At 67.1% G+C, this 17715-nt stretch carries 16 protein-coding genes and 1 pseudogene; 9 read left to right on the forward strand and 8 right to left on the reverse strand.

Features of this window, described 5'->3' with window-relative positions:
• Positions 1 to 153: 153 nt before the first annotated feature.
• Complete coding sequence (locus tag LGM42_RS02405) at positions 154 to 945, forward strand: IclR family transcriptional regulator (protein ID WP_059574447.1); 792 nt, start codon at positions 154 to 156, stop codon at positions 943 to 945.
• 54 nt (positions 946 to 999) lie between these two features.
• Here the strand turns inward: LGM42_RS02405 and LGM42_RS02410 are convergent, their stop codons facing one another.
• Entirely contained in the window at positions 1000 to 1452 is a 453-nt protein-coding gene (locus tag LGM42_RS02410; protein ID WP_226231468.1) for a type VI secretion system amidase immunity protein Tai4, read from the reverse strand.
• A 385-nt stretch (positions 1453 to 1837) separates the two neighbouring features.
• On the opposite strand from LGM42_RS02410, the gene LGM42_RS02415 reads away from it, so the two are divergent.
• The 4 genes from LGM42_RS02415 to LGM42_RS02430 all read left to right on the forward strand — a co-directional run bounded on the left by LGM42_RS02415 (position 1838) and on the right by LGM42_RS02430 (position 5919).
• A complete protein-coding gene (locus LGM42_RS02415) occupies positions 1838 to 2548 on the forward strand; it encodes a GntR family transcriptional regulator (RefSeq protein WP_059574448.1) in 711 nt (236 codons plus the stop codon).
• A gap of 73 nt (positions 2549 to 2621) precedes the next feature.
• Positions 2622 to 3428 carry an SDR family oxidoreductase gene (locus tag LGM42_RS02420; protein ID WP_226231469.1) on the forward strand — a complete coding sequence of 269 codons (807 nt, stop codon included), beginning with the start codon at positions 2622 to 2624 and terminating at the stop codon, positions 3426 to 3428.
• 35 nt (positions 3429 to 3463) lie between these two features.
• Positions 3464 to 4396 carry a 3-keto-5-aminohexanoate cleavage protein gene (locus LGM42_RS02425; RefSeq protein WP_060310983.1) on the forward strand — a complete coding sequence of 311 codons (933 nt, stop codon included), beginning with the start codon at positions 3464 to 3466 and terminating at the stop codon, positions 4394 to 4396.
• A 194-nt stretch (positions 4397 to 4590) separates the two neighbouring features.
• Positions 4591 to 5919: an MFS transporter gene (locus tag LGM42_RS02430; protein ID WP_226231470.1), complete on the forward strand. Its 1329-nt coding sequence runs from the start codon at positions 4591 to 4593 to the stop codon at positions 5917 to 5919.
• Between the two features lie 66 nt (positions 5920 to 5985).
• Here the strand turns inward: LGM42_RS02430 and LGM42_RS02435 are convergent.
• The 5 genes and pseudogenes from LGM42_RS02435 to codA form a co-directional block, all read right to left on the reverse strand.
• Positions 5986 to 6075: pseudogene (locus tag LGM42_RS02435) on the reverse strand (TIGR00366 family protein); the annotation flags it as partial.
• Complete coding sequence (locus LGM42_RS02440) at positions 6076 to 7335, reverse strand: type II toxin-antitoxin system HipA family toxin (protein ID WP_226231471.1); 1260 nt, start codon at positions 7333 to 7335, stop codon at positions 6076 to 6078. It lies immediately after the preceding pseudogene.
• Positions 7332 to 7643 carry a helix-turn-helix transcriptional regulator gene (locus LGM42_RS02445; RefSeq protein ID WP_319000568.1) on the reverse strand — a complete coding sequence of 104 codons (312 nt, stop codon included), beginning with the start codon at positions 7641 to 7643 and terminating at the stop codon, positions 7332 to 7334. The genes LGM42_RS02440 and LGM42_RS02445 overlap by 4 nt, the downstream gene beginning before the upstream one ends.
• A gap of 255 nt (positions 7644 to 7898) precedes the next feature.
• Positions 7899 to 9233, reverse strand: coding sequence for a chloride channel protein (locus LGM42_RS02450; RefSeq protein ID WP_226231472.1), 1335 nt, complete (start codon positions 9231 to 9233; stop codon positions 7899 to 7901).
• 166 nt (positions 9234 to 9399) lie between these two features.
• Entirely contained in the window at positions 9400 to 10641 is a 1242-nt protein-coding gene (codA, locus tag LGM42_RS02455; protein ID WP_226231473.1) for a cytosine deaminase, read from the reverse strand.
• A gap of 337 nt (positions 10642 to 10978) precedes the next feature.
• Between codA and LGM42_RS02460 the strand changes: the two genes are divergently transcribed.
• Positions 10979 to 12121: a porin gene (locus LGM42_RS02460; RefSeq protein ID WP_226231474.1), complete on the forward strand. Its 1143-nt coding sequence runs from the start codon at positions 10979 to 10981 to the stop codon at positions 12119 to 12121.
• A gap of 215 nt (positions 12122 to 12336) precedes the next feature.
• On the forward strand, positions 12337 to 12639 hold the full coding sequence (locus LGM42_RS02465) for a DUF4148 domain-containing protein (RefSeq protein ID WP_089465578.1): 303 nt from the start codon (positions 12337 to 12339) through the stop codon (positions 12637 to 12639).
• A gap of 95 nt (positions 12640 to 12734) precedes the next feature.
• Here the strand turns inward: LGM42_RS02465 and LGM42_RS02470 are convergent, their stop codons facing one another.
• Positions 12735 to 13682: a LysR family transcriptional regulator gene (locus tag LGM42_RS02470; protein ID WP_226231475.1), complete on the reverse strand. Its 948-nt coding sequence runs from the start codon at positions 13680 to 13682 to the stop codon at positions 12735 to 12737.
• 199 nt (positions 13683 to 13881) lie between these two features.
• Between LGM42_RS02470 and LGM42_RS02475 the strand changes: the two genes are divergently transcribed.
• Both LGM42_RS02475 and LGM42_RS02480 read left to right on the forward strand, forming a co-directional pair.
• On the forward strand, positions 13882 to 16065 hold the full coding sequence (locus LGM42_RS02475; RefSeq protein ID WP_060310991.1) for an FUSC family protein: 2184 nt from the start codon (positions 13882 to 13884) through the stop codon (positions 16063 to 16065).
• Between the two features lie 136 nt (positions 16066 to 16201).
• Positions 16202 to 16414 (forward strand): hypothetical protein, encoded by a 213-nt coding sequence (locus LGM42_RS02480; RefSeq protein ID WP_059574472.1) that lies wholly within the window; start codon positions 16202 to 16204, stop codon positions 16412 to 16414.
• Positions 16415 to 16567: 153 nt separating this feature from the next.
• Here LGM42_RS02480 and LGM42_RS02485 read toward each other — a convergent pair whose 3' ends face one another.
• Positions 16568 to 17677 carry a P1 family peptidase gene (locus tag LGM42_RS02485; RefSeq protein WP_226231476.1) on the reverse strand — a complete coding sequence of 370 codons (1110 nt, stop codon included), beginning with the start codon at positions 17675 to 17677 and terminating at the stop codon, positions 16568 to 16570.
• Between the last annotated feature and the right edge of the window lie 38 nt (positions 17678 to 17715).

A 17715-nucleotide genomic window follows, 5' to 3' on the forward strand; every position in this document is an offset into this window, starting at 1 on the left:
CCTTCTCGAATAATCCGATGCGCCGGCCGGCCGCTGATCGACACTGCGACGATGACCCGATCTTAGAACGAATCAAAAATATCGCAAACAGATTTTTGCGTATCGATATTCGATACGATATGATGCGATATCGAATCGATCGCGCCCCTCGCCATGGACACCTTGCCCGACCAATCAAACGATCTGCTGTTCAACCAGTCGCTCGAGAAAGGGCTGAACGTGCTGCGCGCGTTCAGCGCGAAACGGCGCACGATGACGCTGGCGGAAGTGGCCGACGCGGCCGGGATGACGAAAAGCTCCGCGCAGCGAATGGTCTACACGCTCGAGAAGCTCGGCTACATCCGCAAGCATCCGGTCACGCGCCGCTACCAGCTCACGCCGCACGTGATGCGGATCGGCTTCAACTATCTCGCGGCCGACACGTTGATCGACGTCGCGAATCCGTTCCTGTCCGAGCTCACGAACCTGACCGGCGAAACCACCAACCTCACCGAGCCGGACGAGGATGAAATGGTGTACGTCGCGCGTTTCGTGTCCACCAAGTTCGTGCCGATCCACATGCCGATCGGCAGCCGTATCCCGATGTATTGCACGGGCTCCGGCCGTGCGTTCCTGAGCGCGTTGCCGCCGGACGATGCGCGCGCGCGGCTCGACGGCATGGTGCGCACGCCGCATACGCCGCGCACGGTCACGGCGCTCGACGAGCTCGTCGCATTGCTCGATGGCGCGCGGCGCGAAGGCTACGCGACCAACCAGGAAGAATTGTTCATCGGGGACATGTCGATCGCCGCACCGGTGCTCGGCAGTCAGGGACAGCCGGTCGCGGCCGTGCACGTGGTCGCGCCGACGAGCCGCTGGACGTTCGACGACGCGCGCCGCAAGCTCGCGCCGGCGGTGATCGACTGCGCGCGCGGCATCAGCAATTCGATCCGGACGCTTGAATAGCGCCGGGGAAATGACGCACGGCGCGCCGCTGCATTGCGCAGCGGCGTTTGATCGCTACCGCGGCTTTGGGGAATGCTCGGCCCGGTAGGTACCGTTCGGGCGCAATACCAGCTTCTTCGCCGCAGCGTCCAGTTCCTTGCCGTGATACAGATCGATGCACTTCAGGAAGTCGAACTTCACATCCCGGACTTCGGATTCGACAATCGGATTCCGATAGTCGCGCGCCAGATACTTCGCGACCAGCGCGTGAATCACGTCCGGCGCACGTTCCATGTCGTAGTAGGTCCAGTCGCGCAACGCGCTGGCGCTGCTGCCGATGTCCGTGCTCGCGCCGGGCTCGTGCTTATAAGCGGTAGCCAGGCACTCCGCAAGCACCATGTCCTTGAAGTTCTGGAGGTAAGTCCGTGAGCCGGCTTCAGGCGACTGCTGTGCGGCGTCCTTCGCCACGACCATCGCCGGTTGAAACGCGATGCACGCGAACGCGGCAGCGATCCGGACTCCCCTCATGACAAGCTCCAAAAATTTGCGCGATCGGTACGATACCGCGCGCCCGGCTCGTTGAAGTAGCAATGGTCGTAACATGTGCGCCCGTTGAATAGCGTGGCTCGGCTCCATGCCATCCCGATCGATGTTGCGCAACGCGGGACCCGTGCCGCGAGACCCGGATCGAACCTTGACGTGGAAAAGTATTGCCGACTGTCGCGGCCCGGAATGGAAGGGTTTCGACAAGAAAGAGCGACCGGATACGCATCGGTCTGCGAGCCTGTTCGCCCACCCGCCCCCCTCGTTTTCCCCGATCCCGTTCGACTTGACTCGGCTCCCCCGATCGTCAAGACTTCACCCATCGCCAGTGTGATCACAGATCGCAGATCAAACCCAGGAGGACCCCGCCTTGCCGCCTCGTATCGTCCCGCCCGCCCTGAAAGCCATCGAACAGGAAACGATGGGAGACAAGGTCTACCAGCAACTGCGCGAAGCGCTGATGAGCGGCCGCTTCGCGCCTGGCCAGGCGCTGAGCCTGCGCAGCGTCGCCGAGGCGGTCGGCTCGTCGACGATGCCCGTGCGTGCCGCGCTCACGCGGCTGCGCGCCGAACGCGCGCTGGTCGACGGCCCGAATCGGGCGCTCGTCGTCCCGCCGATGACGCTCGACATGCTCGACGAACTGCGCGACGTGCGCATCGCGCTCGAAGGCTGCATCGCCGAGCGCGCGTGCGCCCGAATGACCGATGCGCAGATCGCGGCCGTGCGCAAGACCTGCGAAACGATGCAGGCACACGCCGAGGCCGGCCGCTCGCGCGCCTACCTGCAAAGCAATTTCGCGTTCCACAGCGCGATCTACGCGCACGGCGCCAGCGAAAACACGCTCGCGATCGTCGAGAACCTGTGGATGCGCGTCGGCCCGTTCCTCAACATGGTCGCGCTCGACATCCCGCACATGCGGCGCTCGATGGATGCGCACCGCGCGATCGTCGATGCGCTCGAACGGCGCGACGGCGCGGGCGTGCGGGCCGGCATCGCGCTCGACATCGGCGGCGCCGCGCACGATCTCGCCGAGACGCTGCGGGCCGAACAGACACCGCGGACCGTGAACGCGAAACCGTAGCGACCGCTTGCCACGGCCGCCCGCCGCACGAGCGGCCGCCATCCCACTACACCAACGATGGAGACGACCCGGCATGACCGCTTCCGAACTACTGAAACCCTATGAAGGCCTGCGCGTCCTCGTGACGGGCGGCGCGTCGGGCATCGGCCTCGAAATCGCCGACGCGCTCGCCGAATGCGGCGCGCGCGTGCACGTGTGCGACGCGTCGCAAGCCGCGATCGCGGCGCTCGCCGACCGGCCGCCGCGCGCCGCGGCCCGTGCGATCGGCGCGACGCTCGCCGACGTATCCGACCCGGCCGCCGTCGAGCGCGTGTTCGCGGACGTGTCGACCACGCTCGGCGGCCTCGACGTGCTGGTCAACAACGCGGGCATCGCCGGCCCGACCGGCGGCATCGACGAAATCGACCCCGTGCAGTGGGAGCAGACCGTCGCGATCAACCTGAACGCGCAATTCCAGTTCGCCCGCCGCGCGGTGCCGCTGCTGCGCGAGTCGAAACACGGCGGCGCGATCATCGCGCTGTCGTCGGTCGCCGGCCGGCTCGGCTATGCGTTCCGCACGCCGTACGCGGCCACCAAATGGGCGGTGGTCGGCCTCGTGAAGAGCCTCGCGATCGAGCTCGGGCCGCTCGGCATCCGCGTGAACGCGATCCAGCCCGGCATCGTGCGCGGCCCGCGAATGCGCCGCGTGATCGAGGCGCGCGCGCAGCAGCTCGGCATCGGCTACGACGAAATGGAAAAGCGCTATCTCGAGAAGATCTCGCTGCGGCGCATGACCGATCCGGCCGAAATCGCCGCGACCGCGCTGTTCCTGTGCTCGCCGGGCGGGCACGGGATCACGGGCCAGGCGATCTCCGTCTGCGGCAACGTCGAAGTGCTCTGAGCCCTCCTGCATCGTTCATCGAAAGGAATCCATCCGTGGCAAACGCTCGCAAAGTCATCATCACCTGTGCGCCGACCGGCGCGATCCATACGCCGTCGATGTCGCCGTACCTGCCCGTGACGCCGCACGAAATCGAAACGGCCGCGGTCGCGGCCGCGCAGGCCGGCGCGGCGATCCTGCACCTGCACGCACGCAACCCGTCCGACGGCAGGCCGACGCAGGATCCGGCCGTGTTCGCCGAATTCCTGCCGCGCATCAAGGCGCAGACCGACGCGGTGATCAACCTCACGTCGGGCGGCAGCCCGCACATGACGGTCGACGAACGATTGCAACCCGCACTGCACTTCCAGCCCGAGATCGCGTCGCTGAACATGGGCTCGATGAACTTCGGGCTGTACCCGATGCTCGAGCGCTTTCGCGAACTGAAGCATCCGTGGGAGCGCGAGCATCTCGAGAAAAGCCGCGATCTCGTGTTCAAGAACACGTTCGCGGACATCGAGACGATCCTCACGCGCTGCGGCGCGAACGGCACGCGGTTCGAATTCGAGTGCTACGACATCTCGCACCTGTACAACCTCGCGCATTTCGTCGATCGCGGGCTCGCGAAGCCGCCGTTCTTCGTGCAAAGCGTGTTCGGGCTGCTCGGCGGGATCGGCGCACATCCGGAGGATTTGATGCACATGCGCCGCACGGCCGACCGCCTGTTCGGCGGCGATTACGTGTGGTCGATCCTCGGCGCCGGGCGCAACCAGATTCCGCTCGCGACGATCGGCGCCGCGCAGGGCGCGAACGTACGCGTCGGGCTCGAGGATTCGCTGTGGATCGCGCCCGGCAAGCTCGCGGAATCGAGCGCCGCCCAGGTCCTGAAAATGCGCCAGGTGCTCGAAGGCCTGTCGCTCGAGATCGCGACGCCGGCCGAGGCGCGCGCGATGCTCGCGCTCAAGGGCGGGGACGCGGTGAATTTCTGAGCGCCGGGCCATTCCCCAACAGCAGCATCCGCAAGCGCAGTGACAAGGCGCCCTTGATCGCCCCGCTCCATTCGAGCGCCGCCGGCGCGGCTCCGTCGTCTGCCCATCCGCTGCGTGCACCGCAGCGGCATTTGCCGAACGCGGCGCGCCGTGCTTGCCGTGCGCGCCGGTTCGCCCTTACCGGAGTCGTCCGCATGTCCACTCATCACGCCCAGGCCTTGCCTTCCGCCGCCGGCGACGCACACGCGTCGCTGAACCGGCTGCTGTTCCGCAAACTCATGCCGCTGCTGATCGCCGCGTACGTGATCAGCTTTCTCGACCGCACCAACATCGCGTTCGCCAAGCATTCGATGGGCGTCGATCTCGGCATTTCGTCGGCCGCGTACGGGCTCGGCGCGGGACTGTTCTTCCTGACCTACGCGCTTTTCGAGATCCCGAGCAACCTGATCATGCATCGTGTCGGCGCGCGCTTCTGGATCACGCGGATCATGATCACGTGGGGCGCGCTGTCGGTCGCGATGGCGTTCGTCCGCGGCGAGACGTCGTTCTACGTGATGCGCCTGCTGCTCGGCGTGGCCGAAGCCGGCCTGTTTCCGGGCGTGATGCTGTATCTGACGTACTGGTTCGGCCGCGAGGAGCGTGCGCGCGCGACCGGTTACTTCCTGCTCGGCGTGTGCATCGCCAACATCGTCGGCGGGCCGCTAGCCGGTGCGCTGATCGAGCTCGACGGCACGTTCGGCTTCCATGGCTGGCAATGGCTGTTCGTCATCGAAGGCATTCCGGCGATCCTGCTCGCGTTCGTCGTGTGGGCGCGGTTACCTGACCGTCCGAGCGCCGCGCCGTGGCTCGCGCCGGAAACCGGCCGCGCGCTCGAGCGAAGGCTCGCAGCCGAACAGGACGCGGGCGTCGCCGCGCACGGCGGCCATGCATTCGGCGCCGCGCTGCGCGATCCGCAGATCTGGCTCGCGATCTTCGTGTACTTCTGCCACCAGTTGACCATCTACACGGTGATCTTCTTCCTGCCGGGCATCATCGGCGCGTCGGGACGTCTTTCGCCGGTGGCGGTCGGGTTGCTGACGTCACTGCCCTGGCTCGCCGCCGCGCTCGGGGCCGGGACGCTGCCGCGCTTCGCACGCGAATCGCGTCATTCGCGGCGGATGCTGTGCGCGGGGCTCGTCGTGATGGCGGCCGGGATGGTCGGCGCCGCGCATGCGTCGCCGTTGGCCGGGCTGCTCTGCGTGTGCGTGGCCGCATCGATGTTCTTCGTCGTGCAGTCGATCGTGTTCACGTTTCCGGCGTCGCGCCTCGCGGGCAGCGCACTGGCCGGCGGGCTCGGACTCGTGAATACGTGCGGGTTGCTCGGCGGCTTCGTCGGGCCGACCGTCGTCGGCGCGATCGAACAGGCGACCGGCAATGCGAAGAACGGGCTGACGCTGCTGGCAGCCGCGCTCGTCGTCGCGGCGGTCGCGAGCCTCGCGTTGCGTCACGGGCACGAGCGCGCCGACGCGCGGTCGCGCGGCTGACAGGCAGGCTGGAATCAAGCTGACGGGAGGTGGGCTCAGCCCCCGCCCGCCTCTCGCCTCACGTCGTCAGAACAGATACATCGCCCCGACGAACACGACGCCCGAGAACAGCATCGTCGTCACGCAATACCCCATGATGTCGCGCATGCCGAGCCCCTAATGCAGCAGCGCAACGTTCTCGTCGATTCGGCGCTGGATGTCCATGAGGGTGTCTTCGGTGATGATCCCCTCGTAGCGGCACTTCGCAATGGTCGAAAACTGGCTGGCCACGCCGCACATTCCGTCGATCATGTCGCCGGCAGCGGCTGCGGGAAGCTCCGCTTCCTCTGCCAGTCCGAGCAATGCGGCTCGGTCGATCCGCAGCGCCTCGCCCATGACGTCCATTTGGTGGTAACCGCCCGGCCCCTCGCAGAATGTCACGTCGTAGGCCGGCGCGAGCTTCCACTCGCCGGATCGCGACATGACGTACGCGAAGTTCTTCGGATGATCGTCGCGATTGTTGAATGCGACATTGAAGACAGCCCGTTCAAACGCCCGCGCCTTCTCGCGTACGTCGTTGGTGCACATGTGAGTGGCGCGCAAGAAATTCACGTAATCCAGCGCACCCGGCGTTTTGTAATCGGCGCCGGAGAACGCGGCAACGCTTTGCATGGGCACGCGCAGACCGTCCAGTCGATCGAAACGCCGGGACGCAAATGCCGCCATCCCGTCAGGCAAATTGAAATGCAGCGTGTCCGGGGTCTCGATGCCGCACATGCGCAAGCACTCGGCGTAGACCATTTCGATCGCACACACCTCGGGATGCTCATGCCGAGCCGGGAACTTGACCAACCACGCTTCAAAGCCTGCCACCGCGGCCGTGGTAAATACGCCGGACCGCGGATCACGATAGACCAGGGCCTTTGGCCTGGCGCCTTGCGGAGAGCCACCGACCTGCAGCAATTGATGAAGGAATTCGCCACCCTCGCCATCGAGAACTTCCTGTACCTCGGCCGCAAGCCGAGCGAGGGGGATATCCTGCCGCGGCGCCAGGATCTCGGGCGCGACAGGCTCGAACGACAGGGCGCCCATTGCATGGTTGCCAATGTAAGCCAATCGCTCCAGCGGCCCGATACGTGCGGCGTTGAGACCGCGGCGTTTGAACAAGCGGTCCATCAGCAACATGCCCCATCCATCGGGCAACGCGTCATAGACCGGTCCGGGCAATCCAAGCTGGTGGGCCGGAAAGTCCTTGCGCAGCCTCGCCCCATGCAATGGGAGCGCATAAGACGACAGTTCCAGCCCCCTCTTGCGCGCGTCGTCGCTATATTCGAATACGACCAACGGGCGCCCCGTGATCGCGGTCGTGGAAACCATCGATCCCCACAGCCAGTGTTCCCCCCAGCCGTCGTAGTAGACATCGATCCGCTCGATCATTTCTGGTTACCCCTCTTGACGCGCCGGCGTTTGGCACTTTTTTCATACCGGTGAACGTCTTCCAGGCTATCGAGCTTCGGCAGGAAAAGTCCCTCGAGTTCCTTGCTTCGTCCCAGAACCATCGCTACACGGATTACCGTCTCGAGGCTCACATTGCGGCCAGCTTCGAGATTGGACACGGTATTGGCACCGACGCCGGCACGCGCGGCTACGTCGCTCTGCGTCAGTTGCAACGCGAGCCGCTCCGTGCGAAGCCGCGCACAAAGGAGGGTGACGATTTCGTCGGGCTTGCGGAAACTTAATTCCAACATAGTGGATCTTAGAAGGCTTTATCTCTGATAACTCACAATATTATAGAGTTATGAGCGAGATACGCTCAAGAAATATAATCCCCGCATGTTGGGTCTTACCATGAGATGTTCGGCTCTAATCCACTTCAAAAGGGAATTACGCGCGCGCCCCGTGCCCTTCCAGTATCCACGCGGCACCCGCCGAACACGCCAAGTCGTGGTGCGGTTCGTCGCGCTCGCCAGTACCCTGGATGTGGCCGGCCGTGAGCCCGGCTAGCGGGCAGCCGCCTCCAGCGTGCTGACAGCTGCGATTGCCCGCGCACGCCCCTCCGCCACCCGCTGCGCGAACCGGTACGCCACGAGCGAACCGGCCACGGCGAGCAACATCGGCACGAGGCAGTCGTGATTCGCGCGCGTGAATTCGAGCATCAGCACGACGGCCGTGATCGGCATCTGCATCGACGCGGCGAGAAACGCGGTCGCGCCGATCAGCGCGCATCCGCCGAGCGATGCGCCCGGCCATACGGCGCTCCACAGCCCGCCGAGCACGACGCCGAGCAGCGCGCCGTTCGCGAGACCCGGCGTCAGCAGCCCGCCTTCCGCGCCGGCCCGCAGGCTGCCGGCTTCGATCAGCACCTTCAGCACCAGCAACGCCGCGGCAAGCCCGATCGTCAGCGTGCCGTCGAAACCCAGCGACGCCGGCCCCTTGCCGTTGCCGAGCAGTTGCGGAAACCCGATCGCTAGCAAGCCGATCACCGCGAAGTTGAGCAGCGCGAACACCGGCAGCCGCCAGTCCTTCGGCGCGTTCGCGCGCGCCGCGGTCGTGAGCCGCACGAAACCGTACGCTGCGAAGCCGAACAGCGGCCCGCAGACGACCGACCATGCGACGAGCGGCGTGCTCAGCACGAACGCCGGCACCGTGTACTGGTGCTCGTTGCCGAGGCCGATCCACGCGACAATCGCCGCGATCGCGGACGTCACGACCGCCACGATCAGCGCACGCAGCTCGAACGTACCGAGCAGCACCTCGAGCACGAAGATCGCGCCGCCGAGCGGCACGTTGTAGACGGCCGCGAGCCCCGCGCCGGCGCCGCACGCGACCATCAGCCGGCAATCGTCGGGCGTGAGTCCCGCCGCATGGGCAAACCGCCCGGCGAGCAGCGAACCGATCTCGCGCGGCGCGACTTCGCGGCCGAGCGGCGAGCCGAGCGCGACGGTGACGATCTGCAGCAGCGCGTGAACCGTCGTGCTGACGAACGGCATGCGCGGATCGGCCGCGCGCACCGCGCGCCGGATGCTGACGAGCGGCCGGCCGTACCGGTAAAGCGCCCACCAGCCGCCGCCGGCGACGAGTCCGCAGCCGACCAGCACCGCCAGCCGGCGCAGCGGATCGGCCGCGGTCACGCCAGCGAGGAAGCTCTCGGACCCGATCACGTGCGCGATGCTGTAGCCGTACGCGACGTGCTGGATCGCATGCAGCAGCAACGCGAGCAGCATGCCGCCGAGCCCCGCGCCGATGCCGGTCAGGACCGTGACGACGGCCATGCGCGCGAACGGGCTGGCGGCCGGCGAAGACGAAGCGGGAGCGGATGGAAGATCGAGGCGCATGGGGTCGGCGAACGAGGATCGAAGGGACGGCGCGCAATACGCGCGCCATCGTCAGAACCGCATCGTAGGCGTGCGCCCATCATGAGACAAACGTATTTTTCTGATCAACTCATGCATTTTCCGACTATTCGAAGCATGACGGGCCGTGGCGGCCCGTCATGCTTCGTCAATCCGGATACGTAATGCGCTCCGGCTCGCGCCGCATGATGATCTTCCCGTGGCGCATCGACAGCGTGGCCTTCGCCTGCCGGCGCACGGCTTCGTAGTCGCTGTCCGCGTCGAGCACGACGAGATTGGCCGGCCGCCCGACCGCGATGCCGTAGCCATCGCCGAGATGCATCGTCGTCGCGCTGTGGTCGGTCACGTAGTCGAGACAGCGCTGCAGATCCTGATACCCCATCATGTGGCAGATATGAAGGCCCGCATCGAGCACGCGCAGGATGTTGCCGTTGCCGAGCGGATACCACGGATCCTTGATCGAATCCTGCCCGAAGCACACGTTGATCCCGGCACGGTCGAGCTCCGCGACCCGCGTGACGCCGCGCCGCTTCGGAAACGTGTCGAAGCGCCCCTGCAGATGGATGCTCTCGGTCGGGCACGAGATGAAGTTCAACCCGGCCCGCTTCAGCAGCCGGAACAGCTTCGAGCAGTACGCATTGTCGTACGAACCCATCGCGGTCGTGTGGCTCGCGGTGACGCGCGCGCCCATGCCGCGCACGCGCGCTTCCTCCGCGAGCACTTCGAGAAAGCGCGATTGCGGATCGTCGGTCTCGTCGCAGTGCACGTCGACGAGGCAGCCCGTGCGTTCCGCGAGATCCATCAGGAACCGGATCGAGCTGACGCCCTGCTCCCGCGTGTTCTCGAAATGCGGAATCCCGCCGACGACGTCCGCGCCGAGGTCGATCGCCTGCTCCATCAGCGCGCGGCCGCCGTCGAACGATTCGATGCCCTCCTGCGGGAACGCGACGATCTGCAGGTCGATCAGCCCGCGCGCCTCGTCCTTCACTTCCAGCATCGCCTTCAGCGCGGCGAGCGTCGGATCGGTCACGTCGACGTGCGTGCGCACGTGCTGGATCCCGTGGTCGCGCAGCATGCCGATCGCCGCATGCGCGCGCGCCTTCGTGTCGTCGTGCGTGATCGTCGCCTTGCGCTCGGCCCAGCGCTCGATGCCCTCGAACAGCGTACCGCTCATGTTCCACGCGGGCTCGCCGGCCGTCAGCACGGCATCGAGGTGGATATGCGGCTCGACGAGCGGCGCAATCGCGAGCCGGCCGCCGCCATCGATATGGTCGGGATTCGTCGACGCGATCGGTGCGGCTTGCGCGTCGATGCGCGCGATCGTGCCGGCGTCGATGCCGATCGTGAACAGGCCGTCGCGGCCACGCAGGCGTACGTTGAACAGGTTCATGGGGGAGGCCTCTGGTCGTATGCATGAACACGGCCGCGCGATCTGCGTCGGCGGCCGTGCGGTCCGGACGACCAGTATGGAGGAAAAGCGGCGACGCGCGTACGTGCCGTGCATGTTGCATCGGCACGACAGCCGGGCCGCGCCGGACGGACGCCGCTCGCCGGTCGTCACGCAAGAACCGCCTGCCCGGCGCGCGCCACACGTCGTGTCGGTTTTGTGAACGACTCTTGCCGGATCTGGAACGGTGCGCTCGCGGCCGCCCGGCCCTTGCGCACGCCGCGCATTCCTATACTTGCGCCGAACTTTCGTTTCCAGTCCCACACGCAGGAGCTTCACGATGAAAAAAAACCTGATCGCCGGCGCGGGCGCCGCCGCCCTGTTCGCGCCGCTCGCCCACGCGCAAGGCTCGGTCACGCTGTACGGCCTGATCGACGCCGGCATCGCCTATACCAACAACGCAAACGGCGGGTCGCAATGGCGCATGACGACCGGCACGATCAACGGCAGCCGCTTCGGCCTGCGCGGCACCGAGGATCTCGGCGGCGGCCTGAAGGCGCTGTTCGTGCTCGAAAACGGCTTCAACGCGAACAACGGCGGGCTTGGCCAGGACGGCAAGCTGTTCGGCCGTCACGCGTATGTCGGCCTCGGCCAGGCCGGCTACGGCACGCTGACGCTCGGCCGCCAGTACGACACGATGGTCGACTTCGTCGCGCCGCTGTCCGCGACGGCCGGCGATTTCGGCGATACGGGCTTCGCGCATCCGTTCGACAACGACAACCTGAACCACTCGCTGCGCATCAGCAACGCGGTCAAGTACACGAGCGACACGATCGCGGGCTTCAAGGTCGGAGCGCTGTACGCATTCTCCAACTCGGCGAATTTCAGCGTCAACCGCGCGTACAGCGTGGCCGCGAGCTACACGAACGGCCCGCTGAAGCTGGCCGGCGCGTACCTGCAGATGAACGGCACGAAGGGCTCGACGAGCGCGAGCCCGGGCGCGCTCGATTCGGCCGAGGCGAAGAGCCTGAACCAGGGTGGCTGGTCGATCGGCTCGGACCGCATGCGCACCTACGGCGGCGGCGTCGGCTACGTGTTCGGCCCGGCGACCGTCGGCTTCGTCTACACGCGCTCGCAGTACGACAACCCGGGCGCGTTCGGCTCCCGCGGCCAGATCGCATTCAACAACTACGACGTGAACGTGCGCTATGCGGTCACGCCGGCCGTCAGCGTCGGCGCGGCGTATGTCTATACCGACGCCAGCGTGTCGAATCCCGACAGCAAGCACGGCACCGACCCGAAGTGGCATCAGGCCAACCTGCAAGCCGTGTACAAGCTGTCGCGCCGCACCGACCTGTACGCGGAAGCGATGTTCCAGCATGCGTCCGGCCGCGGCTACCACGCGTTCATCAACACGTCGGGCGGCGCATCGAGCACGGCGAACCAGGTGGTCGGCACGATCGGCATGCGCACGCGGTTCTGACCGGCATCGCGTAACGGTGCCCGTGTACATGGTGCCCGTGTGCACACACGGGTTCGGTGGCCTCGGGCGACGCCGCCAATGTTGTTCCTTCTGGAAGGCAGCCCTCCTGAAATCGGGGTGTTTGCACGTGGCAGCGCTACGTAGACTGACGTCGAAGGTCGCAGCCGGGCGTCACACGCCGCTGCGGTCACCCACCCCGTATTCAGGAGAACCTCGTGAAATCGCTCGTCGTAACCGCCGCCGCTGCTGTCCTGCTTGCCGCACCGGCCCTGTCGTTCGCCCAGCAGCCGACCTCGCCCGTCACGCGCGCGCAGGTGCTGCAGGAACTGATCGATCTCGAATCGGTCGGCTACAACCCGGCGCGCGGTGAAGTCGGCAACTATCCGGACGACATCCTGGCCGCGCAGGAACGACTGCAGGCGAAGCGTGTCGCCGCGAGGAAAGCGGCGCAGGCCGCTTACGGCCCGGCCGGCGAGCCGGCAACCGAATCGGGCGCGGCGGCCAGGCCCGCGCTGTGACGGCGCGCGTCGCACGCATCGGGCATCCATTGCGAGCGGCGCGTATCCGGTGTTTGCATGAAGCATGCCGCCGCGCGCCGATGCGCGCGCGGCATTCACGCGGCCCGCGGTTCGCGGTCGATCGCGTTCAGCATCTCGACGTCGCGGGCGATCATCCCCGGCACCTGCGCGCGCAGCATCTCGACCCACGTCCGCACCTTCGCATCGACGAAGCGGCGTGACGGGTACAGCGCATGCACGTTCATCTTCTGCAGGATATGTGTGGGCAGCACACGGACGAGCGTGCCGTCGCGCAATGCGTCGATCGCCGAATACACCGGCAGCATGCCGATCCCGATGCCGTCGCGGATCGCGAGCGCGAGCGATTCGGCGGTATTGGTCTGCACCGGCCCGGTGACGTGGATCTGCTCCACGCCTTCGGGCCCTTCGAGCACCCATTCGTGCGTCGGGAACGCCGGCGTACACAGCGTCAGACACGCGTGCGCGGCGAGATCCTGCGGGCGCGCCGGCGCGCCGTGCCGTTTCACGTAATCGGGCGATGCGCACAGAATGCTGAACGTCGAGCCAAGCAGGTGCGACACGAGCTCCGAGTCGGGCAGCGACGAAGCGGTGACGACGGCCATGTCGCTCGTGCCGTCGAACAGGTCGGGCATGCGCTGCGACAGCGACAGCTCGATCGAGACGTCCGGGAACTGCGCGTGATAGCGCGTCAGCGCGGGCAATACGTAGTGATGGCCGACGCTCGCGAAGCTATGCATGCGCAGCACGCCGGCCGGGCGCTCGTGCGCGCAGCTCGCCTCTTCTTCCGCGCGGTCCACGTCGGCGAGGATCTGGCGGCAGCGCCGCAGATAGTTTTCACCGGCCGACGTGAGCGCGAGACGGCGCGTCGAGCGATTCATCAAGCGGGTGCGCAGGCGCGCCTCGAGCTCCGATACCGCGCGCGACATCGCGCCCGTGGTCGAATTCAGCGATTGCGCGGCCGCGGTGAAGCTGCCCGTCTCGACGACGCGCGAAAACACCCGCATGTTTTGTAGGGTATCCATTCCTGTGAGCAACCTGTAGCGGAGCCGTCATTTTCCTCCACCGGATGCGACAGATTGTTACTCCGGCTGCAACTATCGTTTCCCCGCAACTGCGTTAATGCGCGGGCGCCGCACTCCTACAATCGGCGCCTCACCCGTCGAACGGACCCGTTCGGGCGTACCGCGGCACCTTGCGCGGTCGGCCCTGGGCCCTCTTTTCATGAAGCCACAACCTGCGATCGAGCGACCTTCCATCGAACCGGCACGATGGAGAGCATGGCTCGATCCACTCGGCAACGCGGCGCGCGACTGGGCCGCGACCGACGGGCTGATCTGGCTGCACCTCGCGAAAACCGTGCTCGCGGCGCTGCTGGCGATGGGCATCGCGATGCGTCTGGAGATGTCGCAGCCGCGCACCGCGATGACCACCGTGTTCGTGCTGATGCAGCCGCTGTCGGGGATGGTGTTCGCGAAGAGCTTCTACCGCGTGCTCGGCACGGCGGCCGGCCTCGTCGGCGCGCTCGCGCTCGGCGGGCTGTTCGCGCAGCAGCCCGAGCTCTACATGGCCGGCATCACGCTGTGGATCGGCGGCTGCATCGCACTCGCGGTGCGCAACCGCCACTTCCGCTGGTACGGTTTCGTGCTCGCCGGCTACACGGCCGCGCTGATCGGCCTGCCGGCCGTGATGACGCCGCAGACGCTGTTCCAGTCCGCGCTCACGCGCGCCGCGGAAGTCGCGCTCGGCATCGCGTGCTCGGGCGCGGTCAGCGCGCTGATCCTGCCGTTGAGTTCCGCGAAGGCGCTGATGCGTTCGTTGAGCGCACGCCACGCGACGTTCGCGGCATTCACGGCCGGCGCACTGGCGGGCGACGTCGCACGCGGCGATTTCGAACGGCGCTTCGCCGACTTCGTCGACGACATCGTCGGCTTCGAAGCGAACCGCGCGTTCGCGTCGTTCGAGGATCCGCACATTCGCGCGCGCAGCCGCCGGCTCGCGCGGCTGAACAGCGAGTTCATGAACGCATGCACGCGGCTGCATGCGCTGCACCAGCTCGTCAAGCGGCTGCGCGCGAATCGCTCGGACGCGGTGCTCGAAGCGCTGGCGCCGCACGTCGACGCGCTCGCGCTGCGTTTCGCCGCGTTGCGCGACGAACGCCAGCGCGGCATCGCACCGGCCACCGGCGCGCTGCTCGACCTGCGCCGCTTCCATGGCGCGCTGCCGAAGGCCGCGCGCGCGTCGCGCCGGGCCATCGAAGACCACGCGGCCGGCGGCCTGCTCGACTTCGATACCGCGATCGAGCTGCTATACCGGTTCATCGGTGAATATCTCGGCTACGTCGACACCTACGCGTCGCTCGACCAGGACGATCACGCGTTCGAGCGCTCGGTCACGCATTACGCGGTCAAAACCAATTCGTTCTTCGTCGGCTTCGCGTTCCTGCGCACGGTCGTCGCCGTCGGTGCGATGAGCGCGTTCTGGATCGCGTCCGAATGGCCGAGCGGCTCGCTCGCGGTGATCGCCACCGCGATCGCGTGCGCGCTCAGCTCGACCTCGCCGCGCGCGCCGAAGTTCGTCGCGCAGATGGGCGTCGGCGCGGCGTTCGCGACCGCGGTCGGCTATGTGTTCCTGTGCTACGTCTATCCGAACATCGACGGCTTCCCGCTGCTGTGCGCGGCGCTGGCTCCCGTGCTGGGCCTGGGCGCGTTTCTCGCGATGCGGCCGGGCCTGTCCGGCTACGGGATCGGCTTCGCGGTGTTCTTCTGCCTGCTCGCGGGCCCCGACAACACGATCGCGTATACGCCGGAAGTGCTGATCAACAACGGGCTGGCGGTCGTCGTCGCGATGCTCGCATGCTCGCTCGTGTTCGCCGTCGTGTTCCCTACCCACATGCCCTGGCTCACCGGCCGGATCGCGCACGACCTGCGCCGCCAGGTGACGCTTGCGTGCGAAGGGGCGCCGACCGGCCTCGCGCAGCGCTTCCAGTCGAGCACGCATGACCTGATGGCGCAATTGCGTACGCTGCTCGTGCGTCGCACGCGGCAACATCGCGATGCCCTGCGCTGGATGCTGTCGACGCTCGAGGTCGGCCATGCCGTGATCGACCTGCGCGACGAGCTGCACGCGTTCCGCGCGTCGAAACCGCCGCAGACGCTGCGCTGGACCGGTTCGATCGATGCGGTGCTGCTGGAACTGCCGCGCTTCTTCGACGATCCGACGCCCGCCCGCCATGCGCGCACGCTGAAATCCGTGAATCTCGCGATCCGCGCGGCGCAGCACGCGCTGCAGGCGTGGTACGCGGTGCCCGACGCGCGCCGCAACATGCAGCGGATCGTCGGCTGCCTGCACTTCATGCGCAGCGCGCTGCTCGACAAGGACGCGCCGTTCAACCGGCACCGCCATTGAGGATGGATGTGCGCGCAACGGGATCGTTGTTTCGGATGGAAATAAGCTCTACAGCCCCGGTGATTAATCTTTAAGCAGTGCGAGCCTATAGTTTCCTCACTGCCAGCGAGACTGGCACTCACCCAGGAGAAACAAAATGAAGCCGCTGCACCTCGCCCTCGTTGCCCTGTCGCTCACCGCTGCCGTCGCCCACGCGCAGCCGGCGCCGGCAGACGCCGCACCGCAACAGGCGAACCGCGCCGAGGCGGTCCAGGCCGCCGGTCGCGTCGATCGTGCGCAATCGAAGCAGGAGGATCCGAACGCGTGCGTCGGCCCCGTCAGCTTCTGCAACATCTACTTCGGCAGTTGAGCATGATGCCGCGTCGTCACGGCCAGGCCCGCATCGCTCGCACCGTATGCATGACATGCGCGGGCGGACGGCGGCCCGGCCGATCGCGGTCCGGCCGGCCGCCACACCGCCGTCCCGCCCCACACCGCTTCGGTTGAAGCCGCGCTTGCCGTCTCACGCGCCACGCCCCGGCCGCCAGCCCACTTCGCGCAACGCATCCAGCAACCGCGCCGGCCCGATGCCTTCGACCCGCGCCCCGCGCGACTCGACGTCGCCGCCCGCGACCAGCGCATTCACGATCGCCTCCTCCACCGCTTCGGCCGCCGCGACGAACAGCGCGGAAATATGGTCGTTGTTGACCATCCGCACGTCGGTGGTCGGCGCGCCCTTGCGGCCGTAGTTCACCGCCGGCAAGCCGTCGTTGCCGGTGGCAAACGCAAGAAAGATGTCGCCGCTCGAATCCTCGGTGCCACCGCCGACGCGGGCGAGCCCGACGCTCGCGCGCTGCGCGAGACGCGTGCATTGATGCGGCAGCAACGGTGCATCGGTCGCGATCGTGACGACGATCGAGCCCATGCCGGCCTCGCCTTTCGCGCCTGCTTCGCGAAACGGCGAATGCACGTGCCGCAGCACTTCGCCGACCGGGTAACCGGCCACGCGCAGCATCTCGCGCACGCCGTAGTTCGCCTGCACGAGCGCGCCGACGGTCCAGCCGCCCGCATCGCTCGCCAGCACGCGCGACGCGGTGCCGATGCCGCCCTTGAACTCGTGGCAGATCATGCCCGTGCCGCCGCCCACGCCGCCTTCGGCGACCGGCCCCGACTGCGCGGCGGCCAGCGCCTGCAAGACGTGTGCGGCATTCACGTGCTGCCCCCAGATGTCGTTCAGCAGTCCGTCGTAGGTCTCCATCACGACCGGCATGCACCAGTACACGCGCTCGGCCGCCGCTTCGCGTTCGTTCGCGACGAGTGCGTCGCGCACCGCGCCGACGCTGTGCGTGTTCGTATAGGCGATCGGCGTCGTCAGCAGGCCGGCTTCGCGGATCCATTCGAGCCCGGTCGCGTCGCCGTTGCCGTTCAGCACGTGCACGCCCGCGAAGCACGGCGAATCGTGCGCGGCGCCCGCGCGCGGCTCGATGACGGTGACGCCGGTGCGGATCGACGCGTCGCCGTCCTCGACGTTCAGCGTGCAGTGTCCGACCCGCACGCCCGGTACGTCCGTGATCGCGTTGAAGCGGCCGGGCGTGCCGAGGCCGATGCGGATGCCGAGATCCCTCGTGCGCATGATGCGATTCCTCCAGTCTTTCAATCTTTCAATGGTTC

The sequence above is a fragment of the Burkholderia sp. AU39826 genome, assembly GCF_020419965.1.
Classification (GTDB): Bacteria; Pseudomonadota; Gammaproteobacteria; order Burkholderiales; family Burkholderiaceae; genus Burkholderia; species Burkholderia semiarida.